The organism is Mycolicibacterium sp. XJ870, from assembly GCF_053483975.1.
Map to the genome: position 1 here is coordinate 114,448 of NZ_JBEFTI010000008.1, position 21,030 is coordinate 135,477.

A 21,030-nucleotide genomic window follows, 5' to 3' on the forward strand; every position below is an offset into this window, starting at 1 on the left:
CACCATACCTAGTACACGTTCTCCTGTTGCGACAATGGTCCACTGCAGCCTCAGCCACTGCGTTTTGACCGGCGCTCCGCGCCATCGGGTTTGCCCGACCCGGATCGATCGGCGCCCGGGGCCGGTTGCTGCAGCCCGATGACCAGCTCGCGCAGCTCGTCCAACTCACGGCGCAGGTAATCGCGGGTTGCCACCTCGCCGACGGCGAGTCGCAGCGCGGCCAGCTCGCGAGCCAGGTATTCGGTGTCCGCTTTGGTCTGTTCGGCCCGACGTCGGTCTTCTTCGAGGGAGACCCGGTCGCGGTTCTCCTGCCTGTTCTGGGCCAGCAGGATCAGCGGGGCGGCGTAGGCGGCCTGGGTGGAGAAGGCCAGGTTGAGCAGGATGAACGGATACGGATCCCACTGCAGGGTGACTGCGAACAGATTCAGTGAGATCCAGATGATCACGAAGACCGTCTGGATCGCCAGATACCGGCCCGTGCCGAGGAACCGGGCGACGGACTCACCGACCCGGCCTACGGCCTCGACGTCGACATGCAGCCCGAGGCGACGCGTGCCGCGGGGAGTGTCCAGCCGCTGGCGGGCGCTGGATTCGCTCATGAGCCGGTCACCGGCAGCTCGGGCTCGTCGCGTTCGCGCCAGTCATCGGGCAGCAGATGGTCGAGCACGTCGTCGACCGACACCGCGCCCACCAGGTGGCTTTCGGCATCCAGCACCGGCCCGCAGACCAGGTTGTAGGCGGCGAAGTAGCGGGTCACCGCGGCGAGCGAATCCTGTGGGCTCAGCGTCGGCAGGTCGACGTCGACGATCCCGCTGACCAGCGTGGCCGGCGGCTCGCGCAGCAGTCGCTGCAGATGCACGCAGCCCAGATAGTGACCGGTCGGCGTGGCGGTGGGTGGGCGCGCGACGAACGCCAGCGACGCCAGCGCGGGGGTCAGGTCGGGATCTCGCACCCGGGCCAGGGCCTCGGCGACAGTGGTGTCGGGAGCCAGCACCACCGGTTCGGAGGTCATCAGGCCGCCCGCGGTGTCCGGCGAGTGGCTCAACAGCCGGCGCACGTCTTCGGAATCCTCGGGGTCCATCCGGCCCAGCAGCACCTCGGCGTCCGCGGGCGTCATCGCCCCCAGCAGGTCGGCGGCGTCGTCGGGATCCATCGCCTCGAGCACGTCGGCGGCGCGCTCGGTGTTCAGCTGCTGTAACACCTGAGCCTGCTCGTCCTCGGGCAGTTCCTGCAACACATCGGCGAGTCGTTCGTCGTCGAACGCCCGGAACAACTCGTAGCGACGTTTGGCGGGCAGTTCGCGCAGCGCCTCGGCCACCTCGACCGGCCGTTGCCCCTCGAACTGCTCGAGCAGCGAGGCCACGCCCTGGTCGGGCATCGCCAGACCCGAGGGCGTCAAGCCGTGCACGTTCTGCCAGTCGACGACGTGGATGTTGCTGCGCCGGCCGAGCCGACGTTGCGGGCGCACCGCGACCCGGGTGACCATCCAGTCCCTGGTCCGGGTTTGTTCGATGCCCAGATCGACCACCACAACGTCGATTCCGGCCAGTTCGGGCAGATCGGGATCGTCGATCCGGACCCTGGTCTCCAGCACCTGCCCCAGCACCAGGACCTCGCCGGGACGCTGCGCGAAGCGGCGCAGCGACACGCTGCCGGTGGCCAGCGTCACCGAACCGGGCTCGATCGCCGTCACTCGCAGGATTGGAACGAAAATCCTTCTCCTGGTGAGCAATTCGACCACAAGGCCGAGAACCCGGGGCTGCTGGCGGACGATGCTGATGCTGATCACCACGTCGCGGACGCGGCCGATCGACTCGCCGTCGGGGCCCAGCACCACCAATCCCGCAAGTCGGGCCGCGTACACCCTGTTCACCGCCGCCATGAGTCAAAGGGTAGAGACTGTGGTCGTGGACAACACGTATCGGCCCCGTAGAACGTGTCTCTCGGTTCCGGGTAGCAGCGCGAAGATGATCGAAAAGGCGAAAGCCCTGCCTGCGGACGAGGTGTTCCTCGACCTCGAGGACGCGGTCGCACCGGAGGCCAAAGAGCAAGCCCGCACCCAGGTGGCTGTGGCTCTGGCCGAGGACGGGTGGGCGGGCCAGCTGCGCGGGGTCCGGGTCAACGACTGGACCACGCCGTGGACCTATGCCGATGTCATCGAGGTGGTGTCGACCGCCGGTGCGACGCTCGATCTCGTCGTGTTGCCGAAGGTGACCGATGTCGCGCACATCCATGCGCTCGATCTGCTGCTGAGCCAGCTGGAGAGCACACACGGACTGCCGGTGGGCCGCATCGGCATCGAGGCGCAGATCGAGACCGCCCAGGGCCTGACGAACGTCGACGCGATCGCGGCAGGCCCACGCGTACAGGCGCTCGTGCTAGGCCCGGCGGACATGATGGCCAGCCTCAACATGCGCACTTTGGTGGTCGGCGAGCAGCCCGAGGGTTACGACGTCGGCGATGCCCACCACCACGTGCTGATGCGGATCCTGATCGCCGCGCGCACGCATGGGATCAACGCGATCGACGGGCCATACCTGAAGGTGCGCGACACCGACGCGTTCCGCCGGGTGGCCGCACGCTCAGCGGCACTGGGGTACGACGGTAAATGGGTGCTACATCCGGACCAGATCGAAGCGGGCAACGAGATCTTCAGCCCGCGGCAGGCCGATTACGACCACGCCGAGCTGATCCTGGAGGCCTACGAATGGCACACCTCGCAGGCCGGCGGGGCCAAGGGTGCGGTGATGCTCGGCGACGAGATGATCGACGAGGCCAGCCGCAAGATGGCGCTGGTGATCGCGGGCAAAGGGCGCGCCGCAGGCATGGCGCGGTCGGCTGAGCGGTTCTGCCCGCCTACCTGAGCTGGAAGTTCCTGTGCCGTAACGGAATTCGATGCACTACATCGACAGGCCGACGGCGATGAAGAACAAGATGGTGACCAGCGTGACCGCGGCACCGAGCGCAATGCCGGAGATCGCCAAACCTCGACCGCCCTGTCCGGTGGTCCTGATCTGGTTGAGCGCGATGATGCCCAGCACGATCCCGACGATCGCGGGCACGATTCCGGTGAAACAGAAGAAGAAGAACAAGACGCCCCCGCCGGAGGCGACGAGCGAGCCGATCGCCATGCCGTTGGTCGTCGGGGCCGCCGACAGGCCGTAACCGGTCGGATATCCACCGGCCGAATAACCGCCAGGCATGTTGTAGCCCGGCATCCCCGGGTAGCCGGGTGGGGGATAGCCGGGCGCGGCGGGGAACTGCTGTTGCTGCGGCGGCGCAGCGCCGTAGGGCGGCGGATATTGCGGATAGTCCGACGGCGGTTGGGGATAGTCCGGGTAGTTCACCGGCGGATAGGCCGGGCCGGCGTCGTAGGCCGGTGGCATCTCGTAGGGCGGCGGCGGCTCGTCGGGCGACGGCGTGTCGCCGATCTGCGGCCGATCCGCGGATTGCTCGATCGGAGGTGCTTCATAGCCGCCCGATGACGGTTCCGACGGCGTCCCGGATGGCGGCGTTTCGCCCGCGGGACCGTCCGGATTTGTCATGCTTTCAACCTAGCGCACGGATTGCGCAGCAATGATTGGGTAGAAGTGCGCAGCAATGATTGCGTCGAAGGTGGCACCAAATCCGGAGACAGGTCGTTGCTGTTGTAGGAGCAGTCGCACCAACCGGCGGCACAGAGGAGAATGAAGACCGATGACGAGCCCATTCCAGCCCGGACAGAAACCGAGCAATGCGTCCGGCACTCCGATGCGGGGTGCGCTGCCGACTCCGCCGCGAGGGTGGCCGATCGGCTCCTACCCGACCTACGTCGAAGCTCAGCGCGCTGTCGACTATCTGTCCGATCAGGAGTTTCCCGTCCAGCAGGTGACCATAGTCGGTGTCGACCTCATGCAGGTCGAGCGCGTCACCGGCAAGCTGAGCTGGGCGAAGGTGCTCGGGGGCGGCGTGCTGTCGGGTGCCTGGCTGGGCCTGTTCATCGGCCTGATCCTCGGCTTCTTCAGCCCCAGCCCCTGGAGTGCGCTGCTGACGGGTCTGATCGCCGGTGTGTTCTTCGGCCTCATCACTTCGGCGATCCCGTACGCGATGGCTCGCGGCACAAGAGATTTCAGCTCGACCATGCAGCTGGTCGCAGGCCGCTATGACGTGCTGTGCGATCCGCAGAACGCCGAGCAGGGTCGGGATCTGCTGGCGCGCTTGACGATCTGACCTCGTTATCGGCGTTGCCGACGGGCTGGCAAAGAACCAGAGGTCACGATTGTGATGCGCCCGTGCCGAAAGTGTTGCACATCACGCGTATCTGGCTCTACGGTTTGCGCGCGGGAGGTTCCCCGCCCGGAGCCGTTTCGGCGGTGACAGCAGACGGTGGAGCCGCTCCGGCGGTGACATCAGAGGGTGACGGGAGGCAGAGCGGTGCGCGCTCGGCGGCTATGTGCTGCGGCAGTGGCCGCACTGACGACGGCATCGGTGGTGTCGGCCTGCGGTTCGGAGACCGGCGGCATCGTCATCAACTACTACACACCGGCCAACGAGGCGGCCACCTTCACCGCCGTCGCCAAGCGCTGCAACGAGCAGCTCGGCGGCCGGTTCGAGATCGCGCAGCGCAACCTGCCCAAGGGCGCTGACGACCAACGGCTGCAACTGGCCCGCAGACTCACCGGCAACGACAAGTCGCTGGACGTGATGGCGCTCGACGTGGTGTGGACCGCCGAGTTCGCCGAAGCCGGTTGGGCCCTGCCGCTGTCCGACGACCCGGCAGGTCTTGCGGAGTCCGATGCGATGGAGAACACGCTGCCCGGCCCGCTGGAGACAGCCCGCTGGCAGGACAAGCTGTATGCCGCGCCGATCACCACGAACACCCAATTGCTTTGGTACCGGGCCGATTTGATGAGCGAGCCGCCCGCCACCTGGGACGGCATGGTGGCCGAGGCGACCAGGTTGCACGCGGCGGGTCAGCCGAGCTGGATCGCCGTTCAGGGCAAGCAGTACGAGGGCTTGGTGGTGTGGTTCAACACGCTGCTGGAAAGCGCAGGCGGCCAGGTGCTCTCCGACGACGGTCAGCGCGTCACGCTCACCGACACCGAAGAGCACCGCGCTGCGACTGTGAAGGCATTGCAGATCATCAAGTCGGTGGCTACCGCGCCGGGGGCCGACCCGTCGGTCACCCAGACCGATGAGACCACCGCACGCTTGGCGCTCGAGCAGGGCAAAGCGGCCCTCGAGGTCAATTGGCCGTACGTGCTGCCGTCGCTGCTGGAGAACGCGGTCAAGGGCGGAGTCAGCTTCCTGCCGCTGAACGACAATCCCGCGCTGGAGGGCAGCATCAACGACGTGGGCACGTTCTCGCCGACCGACGAGCAGTTCCAGATGGCTTTCGACGCGAGCAAGCCGGTGCTCGGCTTCGCCAACTATCCGGGGGTGCGGGAGGGCGAACCCGCGAAGGTGACATTGGGCGGGCTGAACCTGGCTGTCGCCAAAACAAGCCAGCACAAGGCCGAGGCGTTCGAGGCGATCCGATGCCTGCGCAATGTGGAGAACCAGCACTACACCTCGATCGAGGGCGGCCTGCCCGCGGTACGGGAATCGCTCTACGACGATCCCGCCTTCCAGGCCAAGTACCCGCAGTACGAGATCATCCGTGAGCAGCTGACCGATGCAGCCGTGCGGCCGGCAACCCCGGTGTATCAGGCGCTGTCGACCAGGATGTCGGCGACGTTGGCGCCGATCTCCGACATCGACCCGGAATCGACCGCGGACGAACTGGCCGAAGCGGCCCAGAAGGCGATTGACGGTAAGGGGCTCATCCCGTGACCCTCACGGCCACTACCGGAACCGACAACCGCAGGTCCGAGCGCAAGCTGGCGTTCTGGCTCATCGCGCCGGCGGTGATCCTGATGCTCGCGGTGACCGCCTACCCGATCGGTTATGCGGTTTGGCTGAGCCTGCAGCGGTACAACCTCGCCGAACCCGACGACACCGCCTTCGTCGGGTTGGAGAACTATCAGACAGTCCTCGCCGACGGGTACTGGTGGACGGCTTTCGCGGTCACTCTGGCGATCACGGTCATCTCGGTGGCGATCGAGTTCGCGCTCGGCATGGCGCTGGCAATGGTCATGCACCGCACCATCTTCGGTAAGGGCGTGGTGCGTACCGCGGTGCTGATCCCGTACGGCATCGTCACGGTGGCGGCGTCGTACAGCTGGTACTACGCCTGGACGCCGGGCACCGGGTACCTGGCCAACCTGCTGCCCCAGGGCAGCGCACCGCTGACCGAGCAGCTGCCCTCGTTGGCGATCGTGATCCTCGCCGAGGTCTGGAAGACCACGCCGTTCATGGCGCTGCTCTTGTTGGCCGGGCTGGCGCTGGTGCCGCAGGATCTGCTCAACGCCGCGCAGGTCGACGGGGCCGGCGCCTGGAAGCGGTTCGTCAAAGTGACTATGCCGCTGATCAAACCGGCGATTCTCGTGGCTTTGTTGTTCCGCACGCTCGACGCGTTCCGCATCTTCGACAACATCTACATCCTGACCGGTGGCGCCAACAACACCGGCTCGGTGTCGATCCTTGGTTACGACAACTTGTTCAAGGCATTCAACGTCGGACTCGGTTCCGCGATCAGCGTTTTGATCTTCCTGTCAGTGGCGGTCATCGCGTTCATCTACATCAAGATCTTCGGCGCCGCAGCGCCCGGATCACAGCAGGAGGGGCGCTGACGTGTCTAGTGGTGCGGGCGCCCGGCGCGCTACGGGGTGGACCGTCGTCAACATCCTCGTGGTCGTCTACGCGCTGGTTCCGGTGCTGTGGATTCTGAGCCTGTCGCTCAAGCCGACCTCAAGTGTCAAGGACGGCAAGCTGATTCCAGCTGAGTTCACATTGGACAACTACAAAGCGGTCTTCGAAGGTGACGCGTTCACCTCGGCGCTGATCAATTCGATCGGTATCGGGCTGATCACCACATTCATCGCGGTGGTGATCGGCGGGATGGCCGCCTATGCGGTGGCCCGGCTGGACTTTCCGGGTAAGCAGCTGCTGATCGGTGTCGCGTTGTTGATTGCGATGTTCCCGCACATCTCGCTGGTGACGCCGATCTTCAACATGTGGCGCACGGTGGGGTTGTTCGACACCTGGCCCGGCCTGATCATCCCGTACATCACGTTCGCGCTGCCCCTGGCGATCTACACGCTCTCGGCGTTCTTCCGGGAGATTCCATGGGATTTGGAGAAGGCCGCGAAGATGGACGGGGCCACGCCCGCCCAGGCATTCCGGAAGGTGATCGCGCCGCTGGCCGCGCCGGGCATCGTCACCGCGGCCATCCTGGTGTTCATCTTCGCGTGGAACGACCTGCTGCTGGCCCTGTCGCTGACTGCGACACAAAGGGCGATCACCGCACCGGTGGCGATCGCGAACTTCACCGGCAGTTCGCAATTCGAGGAACCGACCGGCTCGATCGCGGCCGGCGCGATGGTGATCACCATCCCGATCATTATCTTTGTACTGATATTCCAGCGGCGGATCGTCGCTGGCCTGACATCCGGTGCGGTAAAGGGGTAGTTGGATGGCCGAAATCGTGTTGGACCGGGTGACCAAGAGTTACCCCGACGGCGCAGGCGGTGTCAGGGCGGCCGTCAAAGAGTTCTCGATGACGATCGCCGACGGCGAGTTCATCATTCTCGTGGGGCCGTCCGGGTGCGGTAAGTCCACCACGCTGAACATGATTGCGGGCCTGGAAGACATCTCCTCGGGGGAGGTGCGTATCGGCGGGCAGCGGGTGAACGAGAAAGCTCCCAAAGACCGTGACATCGCGATGGTGTTCCAGTCCTATGCGCTTTACCCGCACATGACGGTGCGGCAGAACATCGCCTTCCCGCTCACCTTGGCCAAACTCAAGAAGGACGAGATCGCGGCCAAGGTGGATGAGACCGCGAAGATCCTGGACCTGGCAGAACTGCTGGACCGCAAGCCGGCCCAGCTGTCCGGCGGTCAGCGTCAGCGCGTGGCGATGGGGCGGGCAATTGTGCGCAATCCCAAGGCATTCCTGATGGACGAGCCGCTGTCCAACCTGGACGCGAAATTGCGTGTGCAGATGCGCGCCGAGATCGCCCGGCTGCAGAGCCGACTCGGCACCACGACCGTCTACGTCACGCACGATCAGACCGAGGCGATGACGCTGGGGGACCGGGTGGTGGTGTTGTTGGCCGGTGAGGTCCAGCAGATCGGCACGCCCGACGAGCTGTACAACAACCCGGCCAATCTGTTTGTCGCGGGTTTCATCGGATCTCCCGCGATGAACTTCTTCCCGGCGACGTTCACCGACGTCGGGGTTCGGTTGCCGTTCGGCGAGGTGACCCTGACCCAGGAGGTACACGACCTGCTGGCGCGTAATGTCAAGCGGGACAACATCATCGTGGGTATCCGTCCCGAGCACCTGGAAGATGCGGCGTTGCTCGACGGGTATGCCCGGATCCGGGCACTGACCTTTTCGGTACGTGCGGACATCGTGGAATCCCTCGGGGCGGACAAGTATGTCCACTTCACCATCGAGGGTGCGGGCGCTCAGGCCGCGCAGTTGGCCGAGTTGGCCGCCGATTCGGGTGGGGCGGTGAATGAGTTCGTGGCACGGGTGTCCTCCGAGTCGCGGGTGACCACCGGGCAGCAGGTGGATCTCGCGTTCGACACCACCAAGCTGGTGATCTTCGATGCCGAGACGGGCCTCAACCTGACCCGTGAGACCGAACCGGGCGAGGCCGCCGCACCAGAGCCAGCCGAACAGCCAGAACAGCCAGATCAGCCCGAAACAGACGCCGCCGACGAAGCCGATCCGGCCGGAGAGTCGGACGAACCGACAAAAGAGTGATCGACGTCCTGGCCGCCGTTCGGGCCCGGGTCGGTGAGCACTTCAGCGAAGCCGGCATCACCGGAGAGCCCGTCGGCGCCAGCATCACCTTTCTCGGCACCGAACGTATCGACGTGCTGCGCTTCGGCCCCGATCTGCGTGCCGACCGCGAAGACGTGTATCACTATGTGACGCTGGGTTGTTCGCGCCATCCGATGTTCGATCCGACCGAGCTCGTGTCCGACCCCATCCACGGCCCACGGGCCGAGGTGGTGGTGTCGTTGCGCGGACCGACCCCGACGGGGCTGGCCCGATCACTGGCCGTGCTGGCTGCGGCGCCGGCCGTCGAGGGGTTGATTCTGGACGCCGATGCCCTCGTCGACCTGGAGACGCCGTTGTTCGGGTCGGCGCCCTTCACCGCATTTCTGTTGGGCACCAGCGAAATTGACGAGGTGGTTCTACCTGACCCACTGTCGCCGGTGCGGGTGTTCTCGGCCACCCCGATCACCGCGACCGAGGCCGCCTGGGTGCGCCTCAAGGGTGCTGACGCGATGCGCGAGGCGTGGCGCACCGACGGCGTCGACGTATTGGATCCGTCCCGACGCGCCGCGAGCCCCAGCTAGAGCCAATGGTTTCGCCGGAACGTCACGTACAGGAATCCACATATGGCGACCATCAGGATCAGGATGGCGGGATAGCCCCAGACCTCTTTGAGTTCCGGCATGTGCTCGAAGTTCATGCCGTAGATTCCGGCGATCATCGTGGGGACTGCCGCGATGGCGACCCAGGCCGAGATCTTGCGCATGTCCACGTTCTGCTGCATGGCGACCTTGCCGGACGCAGCCTGAACCAGTGACGTGAGCATGTCGTCGTAGCTGGTGATCCGTTCGGACGCTTGCACATTGTGATCGAGTACGTCACGCAGATACCGGCGCACTTCGACCGATATGAGGTCGTTGTGGTCGGTACCGAGTCGCTGTAGCGCCTGGGTGAGCGGGCCGACCGACCGGCGCAACTCGACGACCTCTCGCTTGAGCAGGTAGATGGCTTCGATGTCGGTCTGTGTGAGCGGGGAGAAGACGTTCTCCTCCATGTCGTCGATGTCGGTTTCGATCAAATCGGTGATGTCGAGGTAGCTGTCCACCACATGGTCGGCGATCGCATGCATCACCGCGTACGGGCCGAGCTTGAGGCTCGCCGGGGTGGCGTCCATCCGATGCCGCACGCCGGCCAGGCCGCTGTGCTCGCCGTGGCGGACGGTCACGACGAAATCAGGGCCGACGAAGATCATGATCTCGCCCGTCTCGACGATCTCACCGGCGGTGGTGCCGGACTCGTGCGCGATGTAGTTGACCGTCTTCAACACGAGGAAGAGGGTCTTGTCGTAGCGCTCCAGTTTCGGCCGCTGATGGGCATGCACCGCGTCCTCGACTGCCAGTTCGTGCAGGCCGAACACTTCGGCAACCGACTGCATCTGGAACTCGTCGGGTTCGTGCAGGCCGATCCAGACGAAGGCCCTCTTATCGGCGGCCTGCAATTCACGTACTTTTTCCACGGCTGCGGCGTGGGTGTACTTGCCGGACAGTCGGGTGCCGTCGCTGTACACGCCGCAGTCGACCATCGCTCGGGCGACCGGAACATGAATGGTTGCAGCGTCGGTCGAGGTGGTTCGGCTGCGCGCCGCGGGACGGTGCAGCTGCGGTGGCAATGCACGGAACGACGGCATTCGCTGGATCTCCCCTCAGCCGTAACTGCACTTGAGATGGTACGCGTGCGTCCTGTTGCGTAACGCTCACGAAGGGGGAACCCGGCGATGTGAGATTCGTCGTTGAAGTACCCTGACGCGGTGTCGGAATCCACAGTCGCTTCCTCGTCCGAGCGCTCGTCAGAGGCGCGTACCCCGCAAGTTGTCATCGAAGACGCGGAGATTTTCGCCGCTCATGAAGGCGGCAAGCTCTCGGTCGAATTGAAGGCCCCACTGGACACCCAGCGGGCGTTGTCGATCGCCTATACGCCCGGCGTTGCCCAGGTGAGCCGGGCCATCGCCACGGACCACACGCTGGCCGCCAAGTACACCTGGGCCAACCGTCTGGTCGCCGTGGTCAGCGACGGCAGTGCGGTGCTGGGCCTCGGCGACATCGGTCCGGCCGCGTCGTTGCCCGTCATGGAGGGCAAGAGCGCACTGTTCAAGACGTTCGGCGGGCTCGACTCGATCCCGATCGTGCTGGCCACCAAAGATCCCGACGAGATCGTCGAGACCCTGATCCGGCTGCGCCCGACTTTCGGCGCGGTGAACCTGGAGGACATCTCGGCGCCGCGGTGCTTCGAGATCGAGCGCCGGGTGATCGAGGCGCTGGATTGTCCTGTCATGCATGACGATCAGCACGGCACCGCGATCGTCGTGCTCGCCGCGCTGCTGGGCGCCACCAAGGTGCTCGAGCGCGACATGCACGAGCTGCGGGTCGTGGTCTCCGGTGCGGGCGCCGCGGGTGTGGCATGCACCAACATCTTGCTGGCCAAGGGCATCACCGACATCGTCGTGCTGGACTCGCGGGGCATCGTCTCCAGCGGCCGTGACGGTCTCAACCCGTTCAAGGCCGAACTGGCCGAGCGCACCAACCCGCGCGGGCTGACCGGCGGCATGGCCGAGGCACTCAAGGACGCCGACGTCTTTCTCGGGGTGTCAGCCGGCCTGGTGCCCGAGGAGCTCATCGCGACGATGGCCCCCAACGGCATCGTCTTCGCGCTGTCCAACCCGGATCCGGAGATCCATCCCGATGCCGCTCGCAAGTACGCGGCCGTCGTCGCCACGGGGCGCAGCGACTTCCCGAATCAGATCAACAACGTGCTGGCATTCCCCGGTGTGTTCCGGGGTGCGCTCGACGCCGGCGCCCGGCGCATCACCGAGAAGATGAAGGTTGCCGCGGCCGAAGCGATCTTCTCGGTGGTCGGCGACGACCTGGCCGTCGACCACATCGTGCCCAGCGCGCTGGATCCGCGGGTCGGTCCGGCGGTCGCTGCTGCCGTCGCGGCGGCCTCCGAGGTCTGAGCCGTCACGTGCGCCGCACCCTGGCATTGGCGCTGCTTGCGCTGCTGATCGCCGGTTGCGGTGGCAACCCGGCCCCGGCCGCTCTGGCGGTCGGGGCGGGACCCGGGTCCGAGTCTGCGGTCGCCGGCCATCTGTACGCGGCGGCGCTGCGGTATTACGGGACACCCGCTGCGGTCGTCGACACCGACGAGGGAACGGGAGCCCTGGACTCCGGGTCGGTCACCGTGCTTCCGGGGTTCACCGGCAGGCTCCTGACGTCATTGGACCCCGCCGCCACGGCCCGCGCCGACGAACAGGTCTACCGCGATCTGGTCTCGGCGTTGCCGGAGGGTGTCGCCGCCGGTGACTACACCATGTCAGCCCAGGACAAGCCCGCCATCGTGGTGACCGAGGCGACCTCAGCGGATTGGGACGGAAGCGATGTGGCGGCACTGCGGCGCAACTGTGCCAAGGTGCGACCCGGATCGGTCGCCGGTGCGCGGGTGCCCGCGGAGGTGGGCTCCTGCACGTTGCCGAAGACCCGGGCGTTTCCCGACGAGGAGAGCCTGTTCGCGGCGCTGCGCGCCGGGACGATCAACGCGGCCTGGTCGACGACAGCCGACCCGACCATCCCGTCAGACCTCGTGGTGCTGGCCGACAAGACATCGTTGATCCGTGCCGAGAATCTCGTGCCGCTTTACCGCCGCAACGAACTCGGCGAGCGGCAGATCCTGGCGCTCAACGAGATCGCCGGCGTACTGGACACCGGCTCCCTGGCCGACATGCGGCGCCAGGTCGCAGAAGGCGCCGACCCCGGTGCGGTGGCCGACGCTTTCCTGCAGGCCAATCCTCTCGGCCACTGACGTAGCACCACGAGCGTGCGTGTCTGTTGCCCGGCACGCCGCGAATCAGCAGCATTCCGCGCACGGTCACGGCGATCGAGGGTGCGCCTAGCGCGGCATCGTCTTGCCGACGACGGACTGGAACAGCCGCTGGTAGCCCGAGCCGGTGATCCGCACGATGAGGTCGAGGACCTTGGCGTCCGGGCCGACGAGTACGCGAGCCTTGTTCTTGCGCACGCCGTCGAGGATGATCACGGCGGCGCGCTGTGGCGTCGTATTAGCCAGCTTCTTGTCGAATGTCTCGGCGAGTTCTTTGGCATCCAAGCCTTCGGCGGCGCCGGCATTGCGTGCGATGGCGGTCTTGATGCCGCCAGGGTGCACGGTGGTGACTTTGACCGGGTGCTTGGCCAGCACCATCTCTTGCCGCAGCGCCTCGGTGAACCCGCGCACGGCGAACTTTGCGGAGTTGTAGGCGGCCTGACCCGGCACCGAGAACAGCCCGAAGACGCTCGACACGTTGACCACGTGGCCGTCGCCGGAAGCGATGAGGTGCGGCAGGAAAGCCTTGGTGCCGTTCACGACGCCCCAGAAGTCGACGTCCATCACGCGTTCGATGTCTTTGAACTGGCTGATCTCGACATCGCCGGTGAAGGCGATACCTGCGTTGTTGTAGATCTGGTTGACCTTGCCGAAGTGTTCGGCGACCGCGTCGGCGTAGAGCAGGAACGCCTCTCGTTCGGTGACGTCGAGCCGATCGGCCTTGACCGGGGCGCCGATCGCCTTCAGACGCTCCTCGGTGGCGGCGAGCCCCTCGGTGTCGACGTCGCAGATGGCCACCTTGGCACCCGACCGGCCCAGTTCGATGGCAAGTGCCTGACCGATTCCCGATCCGGCACCGGTGACGACGGCGACCTTTCCGGCGAAGCCCTCCATACCCACACTCCTCGTGTCTGTTGGTTGGCACCGAGATTAGCCGGTACCCGCGGTCTCGTTTGTGTGGCCCTCGGTTCCGGCCCGCTGCTAACTAGCGACTGCGGGAGTGCTCGCGTCGCACCACGCATCGGCGAGCGCCTGTAGGTCGATCCCGAGTGCCGCACTGAGCCCGACCACGGTGCCGAACGCAGGAGAGGGCAGGCGCCCGGTCTCGATCTTGCGCAGCGTCTCCGGCGAGATGCGGGCTTGGGCGGCGACGTCGTCGAGGGTGCGCGACGCGCGGGCGGCGCGCAGGCTCGCTCCCAGGCGCCGACCGGCAGCGATCTGCTCGGGTGTCAGAGGGGTCCGGACCACGACACCACGCTAGCGCTGGTATTTATATACCGCTAGTGTTGGTATTTGAATACCGAGGAGGGCACGTGATCGAGCTGAAGACGGCCGACGAAATCGAACGCATGCGGGTCACCGGCAGCTTCGTCGCCGAAGTGCTCACCGAGTTGACCAAGCTCGCTGACATCGGGGTCAACCTGCTCGACCTCGAACTGCATGCCCGCGGCATGGTCGAGGGCCGCGGCGCGCAGTCCTGCTATTGGGACTACCACCCGTCGTTCGGCTCGAGCCCGTTTCGCAACGTGATCTGCCTGTCGGTGAACGACGCTGTGCTGCACGGCCTTCCGCATGACTATCGGCTACGGGACGGTGACGTGCTGAGTATGGACTTCGCGGTGTCGATCGACGGCTGGGTGGCCGACGCGGCCCGCACCGTCATCGTCGGAACGCCTGCGCCCGAAGACGTGCGCCTGGTCCGCGCCACCGAGGAGGCGCTGGCCGCCGGGACTGCCGCCGCGCAACCCGGCGGCCGGCTCGGCGACATCTCGGCGGCGATCGGTGCCGTCGCAGCCGATTACGGATATCCGGTCAACCTCGAATTCGGTGGCCACGGGTTGGGGCGCACCATGCACGAGGATCCGCATGTTCCCAACCGCGGCCGCCCCGGCCGTGGCATGCCGCTGCGTCCAGGCATGACACTGGCACTCGAACCGTGGTTCGCCCGCACCACCGACCGCATCGTGTTCGATCGCGACGGCTGGACGATCCGATCCGCGGACGGATCCCGCACCGCCCACACCGAGAACACCGTCGCGATCACCGCCGACGGCCCGGTGGTGCTGACCCGGTGAAGGTAGGCGTTAGGCGAACGCCTCGTCGATGATCTCCTGCTGCTCGACGGCATGCACCTTCGACGAGCCCGACGACGGTGCGCTCATGGCCCGCCGCGAGATCCGCTTGATCGGGGTGAAGTACTCCGGCAGCACCTCGGGCAGGGTCAGCCCGATCGACGGCCAGGCGCCCTGGTTGGCCGGCTCCTCCTGAACCCAGAACTTCTCCTGAACATTCGGATACCGGTCCAGTGTCTCGGCCAGCCGCCGCTTGGGCAGCGGGGCCAGCTGTTCGATCCGGACGATCGCCACGTCCTCGCGGTTCTCCTTGGCTTTGCGCGCTGCGAGCTCGTAGTAGAGCTTGCCGCTGGTCAGCAGCACCCGGCGGACCTTGTCGCGATCGCCGTCCCCATCCGTGTAGGTCGGCTCTTCGAGCACCGAGCGGAACTTCTGCTCGGTGAAGTCGCGGATGTCGCTGACTGCAGCCTTGTTGCGCAGCATCGACTTCGGCGTGAAGACGATCAGCGGACGCTGGATGCCGTCCAGGCCGTGCCTGCGCAGCAGATGGAAGTAGTTCGCCGGGGTGGACGGCACCGCGATCGTCATCGAGCCTTCAGCCCACAGCTGCAGGAAGCGTTCGATGCGACCGGAGGTGTGGTCCGGGCCCTGGCCTTCGTGGCCGTGCGGCAGCAGCAACACCACATCGGACAGCTGGCCCCACTTGGCCTCGCCCGATGAGATGAACTCGTCGATGATCGGCTGCGCACCGTTGACGAAGTCGCCGAACTGCGCCTCCCACAGCACCATCGCGTCGGGATTGCCCACCGAGTAGCCGTACTCGAAGCCCACCGCGGCGAACTCCGACAGCGCGGAGTTGTACACCAGGAACTTGCCGCCGGTCGGCGTGCCGTCGGTGTTGGTGGCCAACAGCTGCAGCGGGGTGAACTCCTCCCCGGTCTTACGGTCGACGATCACCGAATGGCGCTGGGTGAAGGTGCCGCGCTGGGTGTCCTGGCCGCTCAACCGCACCAGCTTGCCTTCGGAGACCAGCGTCCCGAGTGCCAGCATCTCGGCGAACGCCCAGTCGATCTTGCCCTCGTAGGCCATCTCGCGGCGCTTCTCCAGCACCGGCTTGACGCGCGGGTGCACGGTGAAGCCCTCCGGCAGAGCCAGGTGGGCATCGCCGATCCGGGCCAGCAGTGACTTGTCGACGGCTGTGGCGAGCCGCTGCGGGATCTGCTGATCGGCTTCCACCGACTCACTCGGCTCGATCGTGTGCTTCTCCAGCTCGCGGACCTCGTTGAACACCCGCTCCAACTGCCCCTGGTAGTCGCGCAGGGCGTCCTCGGCCTCTTTCATCGAGATGTCACCGCGGCCGATCAGGGCTTCGGTGTAGGCCTTGCGCGAGCCGCGCTTGGTGTCGATGACGTCGTACATGTACGGCTGGGTCATCGACGGATCGTCACCCTCGTTGTGCCCGCGGCGGCGGTAGCACAGCATGTCGATGATGACGTCCTTCTTGAACGCCTGCCGGAAGTCGACAGCCAGCCGCGCCACCCAGGCGCACGCCTCCGGATCGTCACCGTTGACGTGGAAGATCGGCGCCCCGATCATCTTCGCCACATCCGTGCAGTACTCGCTCGAGCGCGAATCCGTTGGGGCGGTGGTGAACCCGATCTGGTTGTTGACCACGATGTGGATGGTGCCGCCGGTGCGGTAGCCGCGCAGCAGCGCCAGGTTCAGGGTCTCGGCGACCACACCCTGGCCGGCGAACGCCGCATCGCCGTGCAGCATCAGCGGCACAACCGGATACTCGCCGGAACCGTCCGCGTCCTTACCGCTGTCGAGCAGATCCTGCTTGGCGCGCACCAGTCCCTCGAGCACCGGGTCGACGGCCTCCAGGTGTGACGGGTTGGCCGTCAACGACACCTCGATGTCGTTGTCGCCGAACATCTGGATGTAGTTGCCGCCGGCCCCGAGGTGGTACTTCACATCGCCCGACCCGTGCGCCTGCGAGGGGTTGAGATTGCCCTCGAACTCGCTGAAGATCTGGGAGTACGGCTTGCCGACGATGTTGGCCAGCACGTTGAGCCTGCCGCGGTGCGGCATACCGATGACGACCTCGTTGAGCGCGTGCTCGGCGCACTGGTCGATCACCGCGTCCATCATCGGGATGACGGTCTCCGCGCCTTCGAGCGAGAACCGCTTCTGGCCAACGTATTTGGTCTGCAAAAACGTCTCGAACGCCTCGGCCGCATTCAGCTTCGACAGAATGTACTTCTGCTGCGCGACGGTCGGCTTGTCGTGCTTGGTCTCGACGCGGTCCTGAATCCACTTCTGCTGTTCGGGTTCCAGGATGTGGGTGTACTCCACGCCGACGTGGCGGCAGTAGGCGTCGCGCAGCACCGACAGCACATCGCGCAGCTTCTTGTACTCCGCACCGGCGAACCCGTCGACCTTGAACTCGCGGTCCAGGTCCCACAGCGTCAGACCATGGGTCAGCACGTCGAGATCGGGGTGGCTGCGGAACCGGGTGTTGTCCAAGCGCAGCGGGTCGATATCGGCCATCAGGTGGCCGCGGTTGCGGTAAGCCGCGATCAGCTCGATGACGCGGGCGTTCTTGTCCTCGATCGAGTCGGGGTTGTCCCTGCGCCAGCGCACCGGCTCGTAGGGAATCCCGAGCTCGCGGAAGATCTCGTCGAAGAACTCGTCATCGAGCAGCAGCTGGTGGATCGTCCGCAGGAAGTCGCCCGACTCCGCGCCCTGGATGATGCGGTGGTCATACGTTGAGGTCAGGGTGATGAGCTTGCCGATACCGAGGTCGGCGATGCGCTCATCGCTGGCGCCCTGGAACTCCGCGGGGTATTCCATCGCGCCGGCGCCGACGATGGCGCCCTGGCCCTGCATGAGGCGGGGGACCGAGTGCACGGTGCCGATGGTGCCGGGGTTGGTCAGGGAGATCGACACGCCGGAGAAGTCCTCGGCGGTCAGCTTGCCGTCGCGGGCACGTCGCACGATGTCCTCGTAGGCGGCGATGAACTGGCCGAAACGCATTGTCTCGCAACGCTTGATGGCGGCGACCACAAGAGAGCGGTTGCCGTCCTTGCCCGGAAGGTCGATGGCCAGGCCCAGGTTCGTATGGGCAGGCGTGACCGCGGTGGGCTTGCCGTTGACCACGGTGAAGTGCCGATTCATGTTCGGGAACTTCTTGACCGCCTGGACGATCGCGTAGCCGAGCAGGTGGGTGAAGCTGATCTTGCCGCCGCGGGTGCGCTTGAGGTGGTTGTTGATGACGACGCGGTTGTCGATCATCAGCTTGGCGGGGATCGCGCGGACGCTGGTCGCGGTCGGTACTTCCAGCGACGCGTTCATGTTCTTGACGACGGCGGCCGCCGCGCCTCGCAACACCTGGGATTGGTCGCCCTCGGCTACCGGCGCGGGCTTGGCGGCAGGCTTGGCCGCCGGCGCGGGGGCTGCCTCGGGCGCAGGCTTGGCGGCTGTCGGCTTGGGTTCCGGCTTGGCGGGAGCCGGCTTGGCCGGTGCAGGAGGCGGGGCCGGTGCGGGCGTTGCCGGCGCGACGGGAGCTGTCGTCTGGCCGTTTGCGACTGCGCTATCGGTCGTTGGTTCGGGGGAGTAGTCGACCAGGAATTCGTGCCAACTGGGATCCACCGAAGAGGGATCTTCGCGGAACTTGCGATACATCTCCTCGACCAACCACTCGTTCTGTCCGAATGGTGAAGGTGAACTGCTCACGGCAGGCACTCGCCTCGATTCTTGTTCCCGGCAAGCTGTGGCAAGGACGCTCGCCGCTCGTGTTTTCCTGTGGGCGGTTGACCCCGCTCGACCGCCGCATAAAGGCTATCGCCTTTCGGCGCACACCGGCCACGGCACCACATTTCTGGGAACTGTGTGGGTCCGGGAGGGTTTGCGTGATCCCTAGGGCTGAGCGGACGGCAGCACATGCAACGTTGCGGGCCACCGTGGCGGGGGTGCGCCGAACGCCTTGCGTGCGTTGGCGACGATCTTCTTACCCATCAGCCGGTTGCCGACCCCGCCGATGACAGCACCGATACCCACCGGCAGCAGTTTGCCGACAGCCATCGCGCCGCGCTTGAGCGTATACCTCTTGACGAAGTACTTGAGCAGCCGGTTGTTGAGTTGGGACACCGCCGGCAGCGGCAGCGTCGCCGCGCCCTCGGACAGCCACGCGCCGCTCGTGCGGCCGGTACCCAGCAGATCGGCCATGGCGTGCTTGCTGTCCTCACCGACGAGGACCGAAAGTACGAGCGCACGACGGCGTTCGCGGTGCTCGGCGGGTATGCCATGAACTTCGGCGACCGCGAGTACGAACACCGAGGTGGCCTCGAGGAACACCACGGTCTCGCCTGCCACCGCCGACAACGCGGCCAGGGTGCCGATGCCGGGGAACGCCGCCGCCGAGCCGACGGCGGCCCCGCTGGCCATCACGGCTGCGAGGTAGTGCTTCTCCAGCTTGGTGACGATCTCGGCCGGGGTGGCGTCCGGATCGTGGCTGCGCAGCCGGTCCACATAGGCCTTGACGGCGGGCGCCTGAACGCGCGAACTGCGTTCGATGATCTGCGAGAGCACCTTGGCAGCGGTAGAAGGATCTTCTGACGGCCCGGCAGCACCGTCAACGGTCGCCGGCAACTGGCTCTTGGATCGAGCGCGCACTATCAGGGCCTCTCCATGTGTGAACCCGTCGTTGACTGTCCAGGCTATCCCGTCGGCCTGACATCGGTGAGAACGAACAGGAACCAGCCATAGGTGCCCGGCAGTGACAGCGATCACTGCCGGGCATCGGACGAACCGGGAACAAAAAACTGGTATGCGGAGCTAATCAATTTCATGGCATCATCGCCCGACGTGGGCCAGACGAATATTGCGGGCGCTCCGGGCCGTATCCGGATGATCCTGGTGCTCGGCGCGCTCGTCGCTCTGGGGCCGCTCACCATCGACATGTATCTGCCTGCGCTGCCGAAGATCGGCGAAGAGCTGTCGGTATCGTCCTCGGTTGCGCAGCTGACGCTCACCGGAACGCTGGCCGGGCTGGCCCTGGGCCAGCTGATCGTGGGCCCGCTGTCGGATTCGCTCGGCCGCCGACGGCCCTTGATGGCGGGCATCGTGCTGCACATGCTCGCCTCGATCCTGTGTGTGCTGTCTCCGAACATCGTGATGCTCGGCTTGGCGCGCGGCCTGCAGGGGATGGGTGCTGCCGCGGCCGCCGTGGTCGCGATCGCCGTCGTCGGCGACCTGTTCGCCGGTTCGGCGGCCGCCACGGTGATGTCGCGGCTGATGCTCGTCCTCGGCGTGGCACCGGTGCTGGCGCCGTCGTTGGGCGCTGCGGTGCTGCTCAAGGGATCGTGGCACTGGGTCTTCGTCGCGCTGGTGGTGCTGGCCGGTGGCCTGCTGCTGGTGGCCGCGCTGGCGCTGCCCGAAACGCTGCCGGTGTCGCATCGCCGTCCGCTCAAGGTGCGCGGCATCATCGGCACCTACGGCGAACTGCTGCGCGACTCCCGGTTTGTGATCCTCGTGCTGGTCGCGGGGCTCGGCATGTCGGGCCTGTTCGCCTATATCTCGGCGGCGCCGTTCGTGCTGCAGGGCCGGTACGGGCTCGACCAGCAGATGTTCGCGTTGGTGTTCGCCGCCGGCGCGATCGCACTGATCGGTTCGACGCAGTTGAACGTGGTGCTGCTGCGACGGTTCACGCCGCAGACCATCACCCTGACCGCTCTGACCGCGGCAGCGGTGGCCGGGTTCGGGTTCATCGGGCTGACCATCGCACAGGTCGGCGGGTTGTTCGGATTCCTCGTGCCGGTCTTCGCGATCCTGGCCGCCATGGGGCTGGTGATCCCCAACGCACCGGCACTCGCCCTGTCGCGGCATCCGGATGCCGCCGGTACCGCCGCCGCGCTGCTGGGCGCCGCTCAGTTCGGTATCGGGGCCGCCGTGGCGCCGCTCGTCGGTGCCCTCGGCAACGGCGCGCTGGCCCTTGCCGCGGTGATGACGGTCGGGATGCTGGTCGCCCTGGTGGCACTCGTGACCGTTGGCGCCCGCGGCGGTGATGACGACCTTGACGACTTCCCGCTGGACGACGACGTGGTTTCCGAGGCGGTTTCCGAACCGGCTTGATCCGGCCATCGGCCTCGGACTTGTCCGGATTCCGGTCGAACCGTAGCGTCGGCTGGGCGCCGCAAACCGCCGACCACTCACTGAACC

The 21,030-nt window shown here is 66.2% G+C and carries 19 protein-coding genes; 11 read left to right on the forward strand and 8 right to left on the reverse strand.

Features of this window, described 5'->3' with window-relative positions; translation table 11 throughout:
- Positions 1-50 precede the first annotated feature (50 nt).
- Positions 51-599, reverse strand: a complete 549-nt coding sequence (locus ABQF30_RS24165; RefSeq protein ID WP_448468557.1) for a DUF1003 domain-containing protein — start codon at positions 597-599, stop codon at positions 51-53.
- Complete coding sequence (locus ABQF30_RS24170; RefSeq protein WP_448468559.1) at positions 596-1,882, reverse strand: magnesium transporter MgtE N-terminal domain-containing protein; 1,287 nt, start codon at positions 1,880-1,882, stop codon at positions 596-598. The genes ABQF30_RS24165 and ABQF30_RS24170 overlap by 4 nt, the downstream gene beginning before the upstream one ends.
- Before the next feature lie 25 nt (positions 1,883-1,907).
- Here ABQF30_RS24170 and ABQF30_RS24175 point away from each other — a divergent pair, with 25 nt between their 5' ends.
- Entirely contained in the window at positions 1,908-2,864 is a 957-nt protein-coding gene (locus tag ABQF30_RS24175) for an HpcH/HpaI aldolase/citrate lyase family protein (protein ID WP_448468561.1), read from the forward strand.
- 36 nt (positions 2,865-2,900) lie between these two features.
- On the opposite strand, the gene ABQF30_RS24180 is transcribed toward ABQF30_RS24175, so the two are convergent.
- On the reverse strand, positions 2,901-3,545 hold the full coding sequence (locus ABQF30_RS24180) for a DUF4190 domain-containing protein (protein ID WP_448468563.1): 645 nt from the start codon (positions 3,543-3,545) through the stop codon (positions 2,901-2,903).
- 151 nt (positions 3,546-3,696) lie between these two features.
- Between ABQF30_RS24180 and ABQF30_RS24185 the strand changes: the two genes are divergently transcribed.
- From ABQF30_RS24185 to ABQF30_RS24210, 6 genes are all read left to right on the forward strand, one after another.
- The gene (locus ABQF30_RS24185) at positions 3,697-4,209 is read left to right on the forward strand and encodes a YflT domain-containing protein (protein WP_448468565.1); all 513 of its coding nucleotides are present in this window, start codon (positions 3,697-3,699) and stop codon (positions 4,207-4,209) included.
- Between the two features lie 204 nt (positions 4,210-4,413).
- The gene (locus ABQF30_RS24190) at positions 4,414-5,811 is read left to right on the forward strand and encodes an ABC transporter substrate-binding protein (RefSeq protein WP_448468831.1); all 1,398 of its coding nucleotides are present in this window, start codon (positions 4,414-4,416) and stop codon (positions 5,809-5,811) included.
- Positions 5,808-6,710, forward strand: coding sequence for a carbohydrate ABC transporter permease (locus ABQF30_RS24195; protein WP_448468567.1), 903 nt, complete (start codon positions 5,808-5,810; stop codon positions 6,708-6,710). Before ABQF30_RS24190 ends, ABQF30_RS24195 begins: the two co-directional genes overlap by 4 nt.
- A gap of 1 nt (position 6,711) precedes the next feature.
- Positions 6,712-7,548: a carbohydrate ABC transporter permease gene (locus ABQF30_RS24200; protein WP_448468569.1), complete on the forward strand. Its 837-nt coding sequence runs from the start codon at positions 6,712-6,714 to the stop codon at positions 7,546-7,548.
- Positions 7,549-7,552: 4 nt separating this feature from the next.
- The gene (locus ABQF30_RS24205; RefSeq protein WP_448468571.1) at positions 7,553-8,851 is read left to right on the forward strand and encodes an ABC transporter ATP-binding protein; all 1,299 of its coding nucleotides are present in this window, start codon (positions 7,553-7,555) and stop codon (positions 8,849-8,851) included.
- Positions 8,848-9,453 carry a suppressor of fused domain protein gene (locus ABQF30_RS24210; RefSeq protein WP_448468574.1) on the forward strand — a complete coding sequence of 202 codons (606 nt, stop codon included), beginning with the start codon at positions 8,848-8,850 and terminating at the stop codon, positions 9,451-9,453. Before ABQF30_RS24205 ends, ABQF30_RS24210 begins: the two co-directional genes overlap by 4 nt.
- On the opposite strand, the gene corA is transcribed toward ABQF30_RS24210, so the two are convergent.
- Entirely contained in the window at positions 9,450-10,556 is a 1,107-nt protein-coding gene (gene corA, locus ABQF30_RS24215; protein WP_448468576.1) for a magnesium/cobalt transporter CorA, read from the reverse strand. The genes ABQF30_RS24210 and corA overlap by 4 nt on opposite strands.
- 120 nt (positions 10,557-10,676) lie before the next feature.
- On the opposite strand from corA, the gene ABQF30_RS24220 reads away from it, so the two are divergent.
- Together ABQF30_RS24220 and ABQF30_RS24225 are read left to right on the forward strand one after the other, a co-directional pair.
- Positions 10,677-11,879 (forward strand): NAD(P)-dependent malic enzyme, encoded by a 1,203-nt coding sequence (locus ABQF30_RS24220; protein ID WP_448468578.1) that lies wholly within the window; start codon positions 10,677-10,679, stop codon positions 11,877-11,879.
- 8 nt (positions 11,880-11,887) lie between these two features.
- On the forward strand, positions 11,888-12,721 hold the full coding sequence (locus tag ABQF30_RS24225; protein WP_448468580.1) for a glycine betaine ABC transporter substrate-binding protein: 834 nt from the start codon (positions 11,888-11,890) through the stop codon (positions 12,719-12,721).
- Positions 12,722-12,808: 87 nt separating this feature from the next.
- Here the strand turns inward: ABQF30_RS24225 and ABQF30_RS24230 are convergent, their stop codons facing one another.
- Entirely contained in the window at positions 12,809-13,633 is an 825-nt protein-coding gene (locus ABQF30_RS24230) for an SDR family NAD(P)-dependent oxidoreductase (protein ID WP_448468582.1), read from the reverse strand.
- 87 nt (positions 13,634-13,720) lie between these two features.
- Positions 13,721-13,987, reverse strand: coding sequence for a helix-turn-helix domain-containing protein (locus tag ABQF30_RS24235; RefSeq protein ID WP_448468584.1), 267 nt, complete (start codon positions 13,985-13,987; stop codon positions 13,721-13,723).
- A 65-nt stretch (positions 13,988-14,052) separates the two neighbouring features.
- Between ABQF30_RS24235 and map the strand changes: the two genes are divergently transcribed.
- A complete protein-coding gene (map, locus tag ABQF30_RS24240; RefSeq protein ID WP_448468586.1) occupies positions 14,053-14,814 on the forward strand; it encodes a type I methionyl aminopeptidase in 762 nt (253 codons plus the stop codon).
- 9 nt (positions 14,815-14,823) lie between these two features.
- On the opposite strand, the gene ABQF30_RS24245 is transcribed toward map, so the two are convergent.
- Positions 14,824-18,546, reverse strand: a complete 3,723-nt coding sequence (locus ABQF30_RS24245; protein WP_448468588.1) for a multifunctional oxoglutarate decarboxylase/oxoglutarate dehydrogenase thiamine pyrophosphate-binding subunit/dihydrolipoyllysine-residue succinyltransferase subunit — start codon at positions 18,544-18,546, stop codon at positions 14,824-14,826.
- Positions 18,547-18,729: 183 nt separating this feature from the next.
- Positions 18,730-19,488, reverse strand: a complete 759-nt coding sequence (locus tag ABQF30_RS24250) for a hypothetical protein (protein ID WP_448468833.1) — start codon at positions 19,486-19,488, stop codon at positions 18,730-18,732.
- A gap of 171 nt (positions 19,489-19,659) precedes the next feature.
- On the opposite strand from ABQF30_RS24250, the gene ABQF30_RS24255 reads away from it, so the two are divergent.
- Positions 19,660-20,943, forward strand: coding sequence for a multidrug effflux MFS transporter (locus ABQF30_RS24255; protein WP_448468590.1), 1,284 nt, complete (start codon positions 19,660-19,662; stop codon positions 20,941-20,943).
- Positions 20,944-21,030: the final 87 nt, after the last annotated feature.

What these genes read in the sequence shown, in the direction of transcription:
- corA (WP_448468576.1), bottom strand. Translation starts at nt 10,556, where the DNA reads ATGCCGTCGTTCCGTGCATTGCCACCGCAGCTGCACCGTCCCGCGGCG.
- ABQF30_RS24180 (WP_448468563.1), bottom strand. Translation starts at nt 3,545, where the DNA reads ATGACAAATCCGGACGGTCCCGCGGGCGAAACGCCGCCATCCGGGACG.
- ABQF30_RS24205 (WP_448468571.1), top strand. Translation starts at nt 7,553, where the DNA reads ATGGCCGAAATCGTGTTGGACCGGGTGACCAAGAGTTACCCCGACGGC.
- ABQF30_RS24255 (WP_448468590.1), top strand. Translation starts at nt 19,660, where the DNA reads ATGGCATCATCGCCCGACGTGGGCCAGACGAATATTGCGGGCGCTCCG.
- ABQF30_RS24230 (WP_448468582.1), bottom strand. Translation starts at nt 13,633, where the DNA reads ATGGAGGGCTTCGCCGGAAAGGTCGCCGTCGTCACCGGTGCCGGATCG.
- ABQF30_RS24185 (WP_448468565.1), top strand. Translation starts at nt 3,697, where the DNA reads ATGACGAGCCCATTCCAGCCCGGACAGAAACCGAGCAATGCGTCCGGC.
- ABQF30_RS24170 (WP_448468559.1), bottom strand. Translation starts at nt 1,882, where the DNA reads ATGGCGGCGGTGAACAGGGTGTACGCGGCCCGACTTGCGGGATTGGTG.
- ABQF30_RS24165 (WP_448468557.1), bottom strand. Translation starts at nt 599, where the DNA reads ATGAGCGAATCCAGCGCCCGCCAGCGGCTGGACACTCCCCGCGGCACG.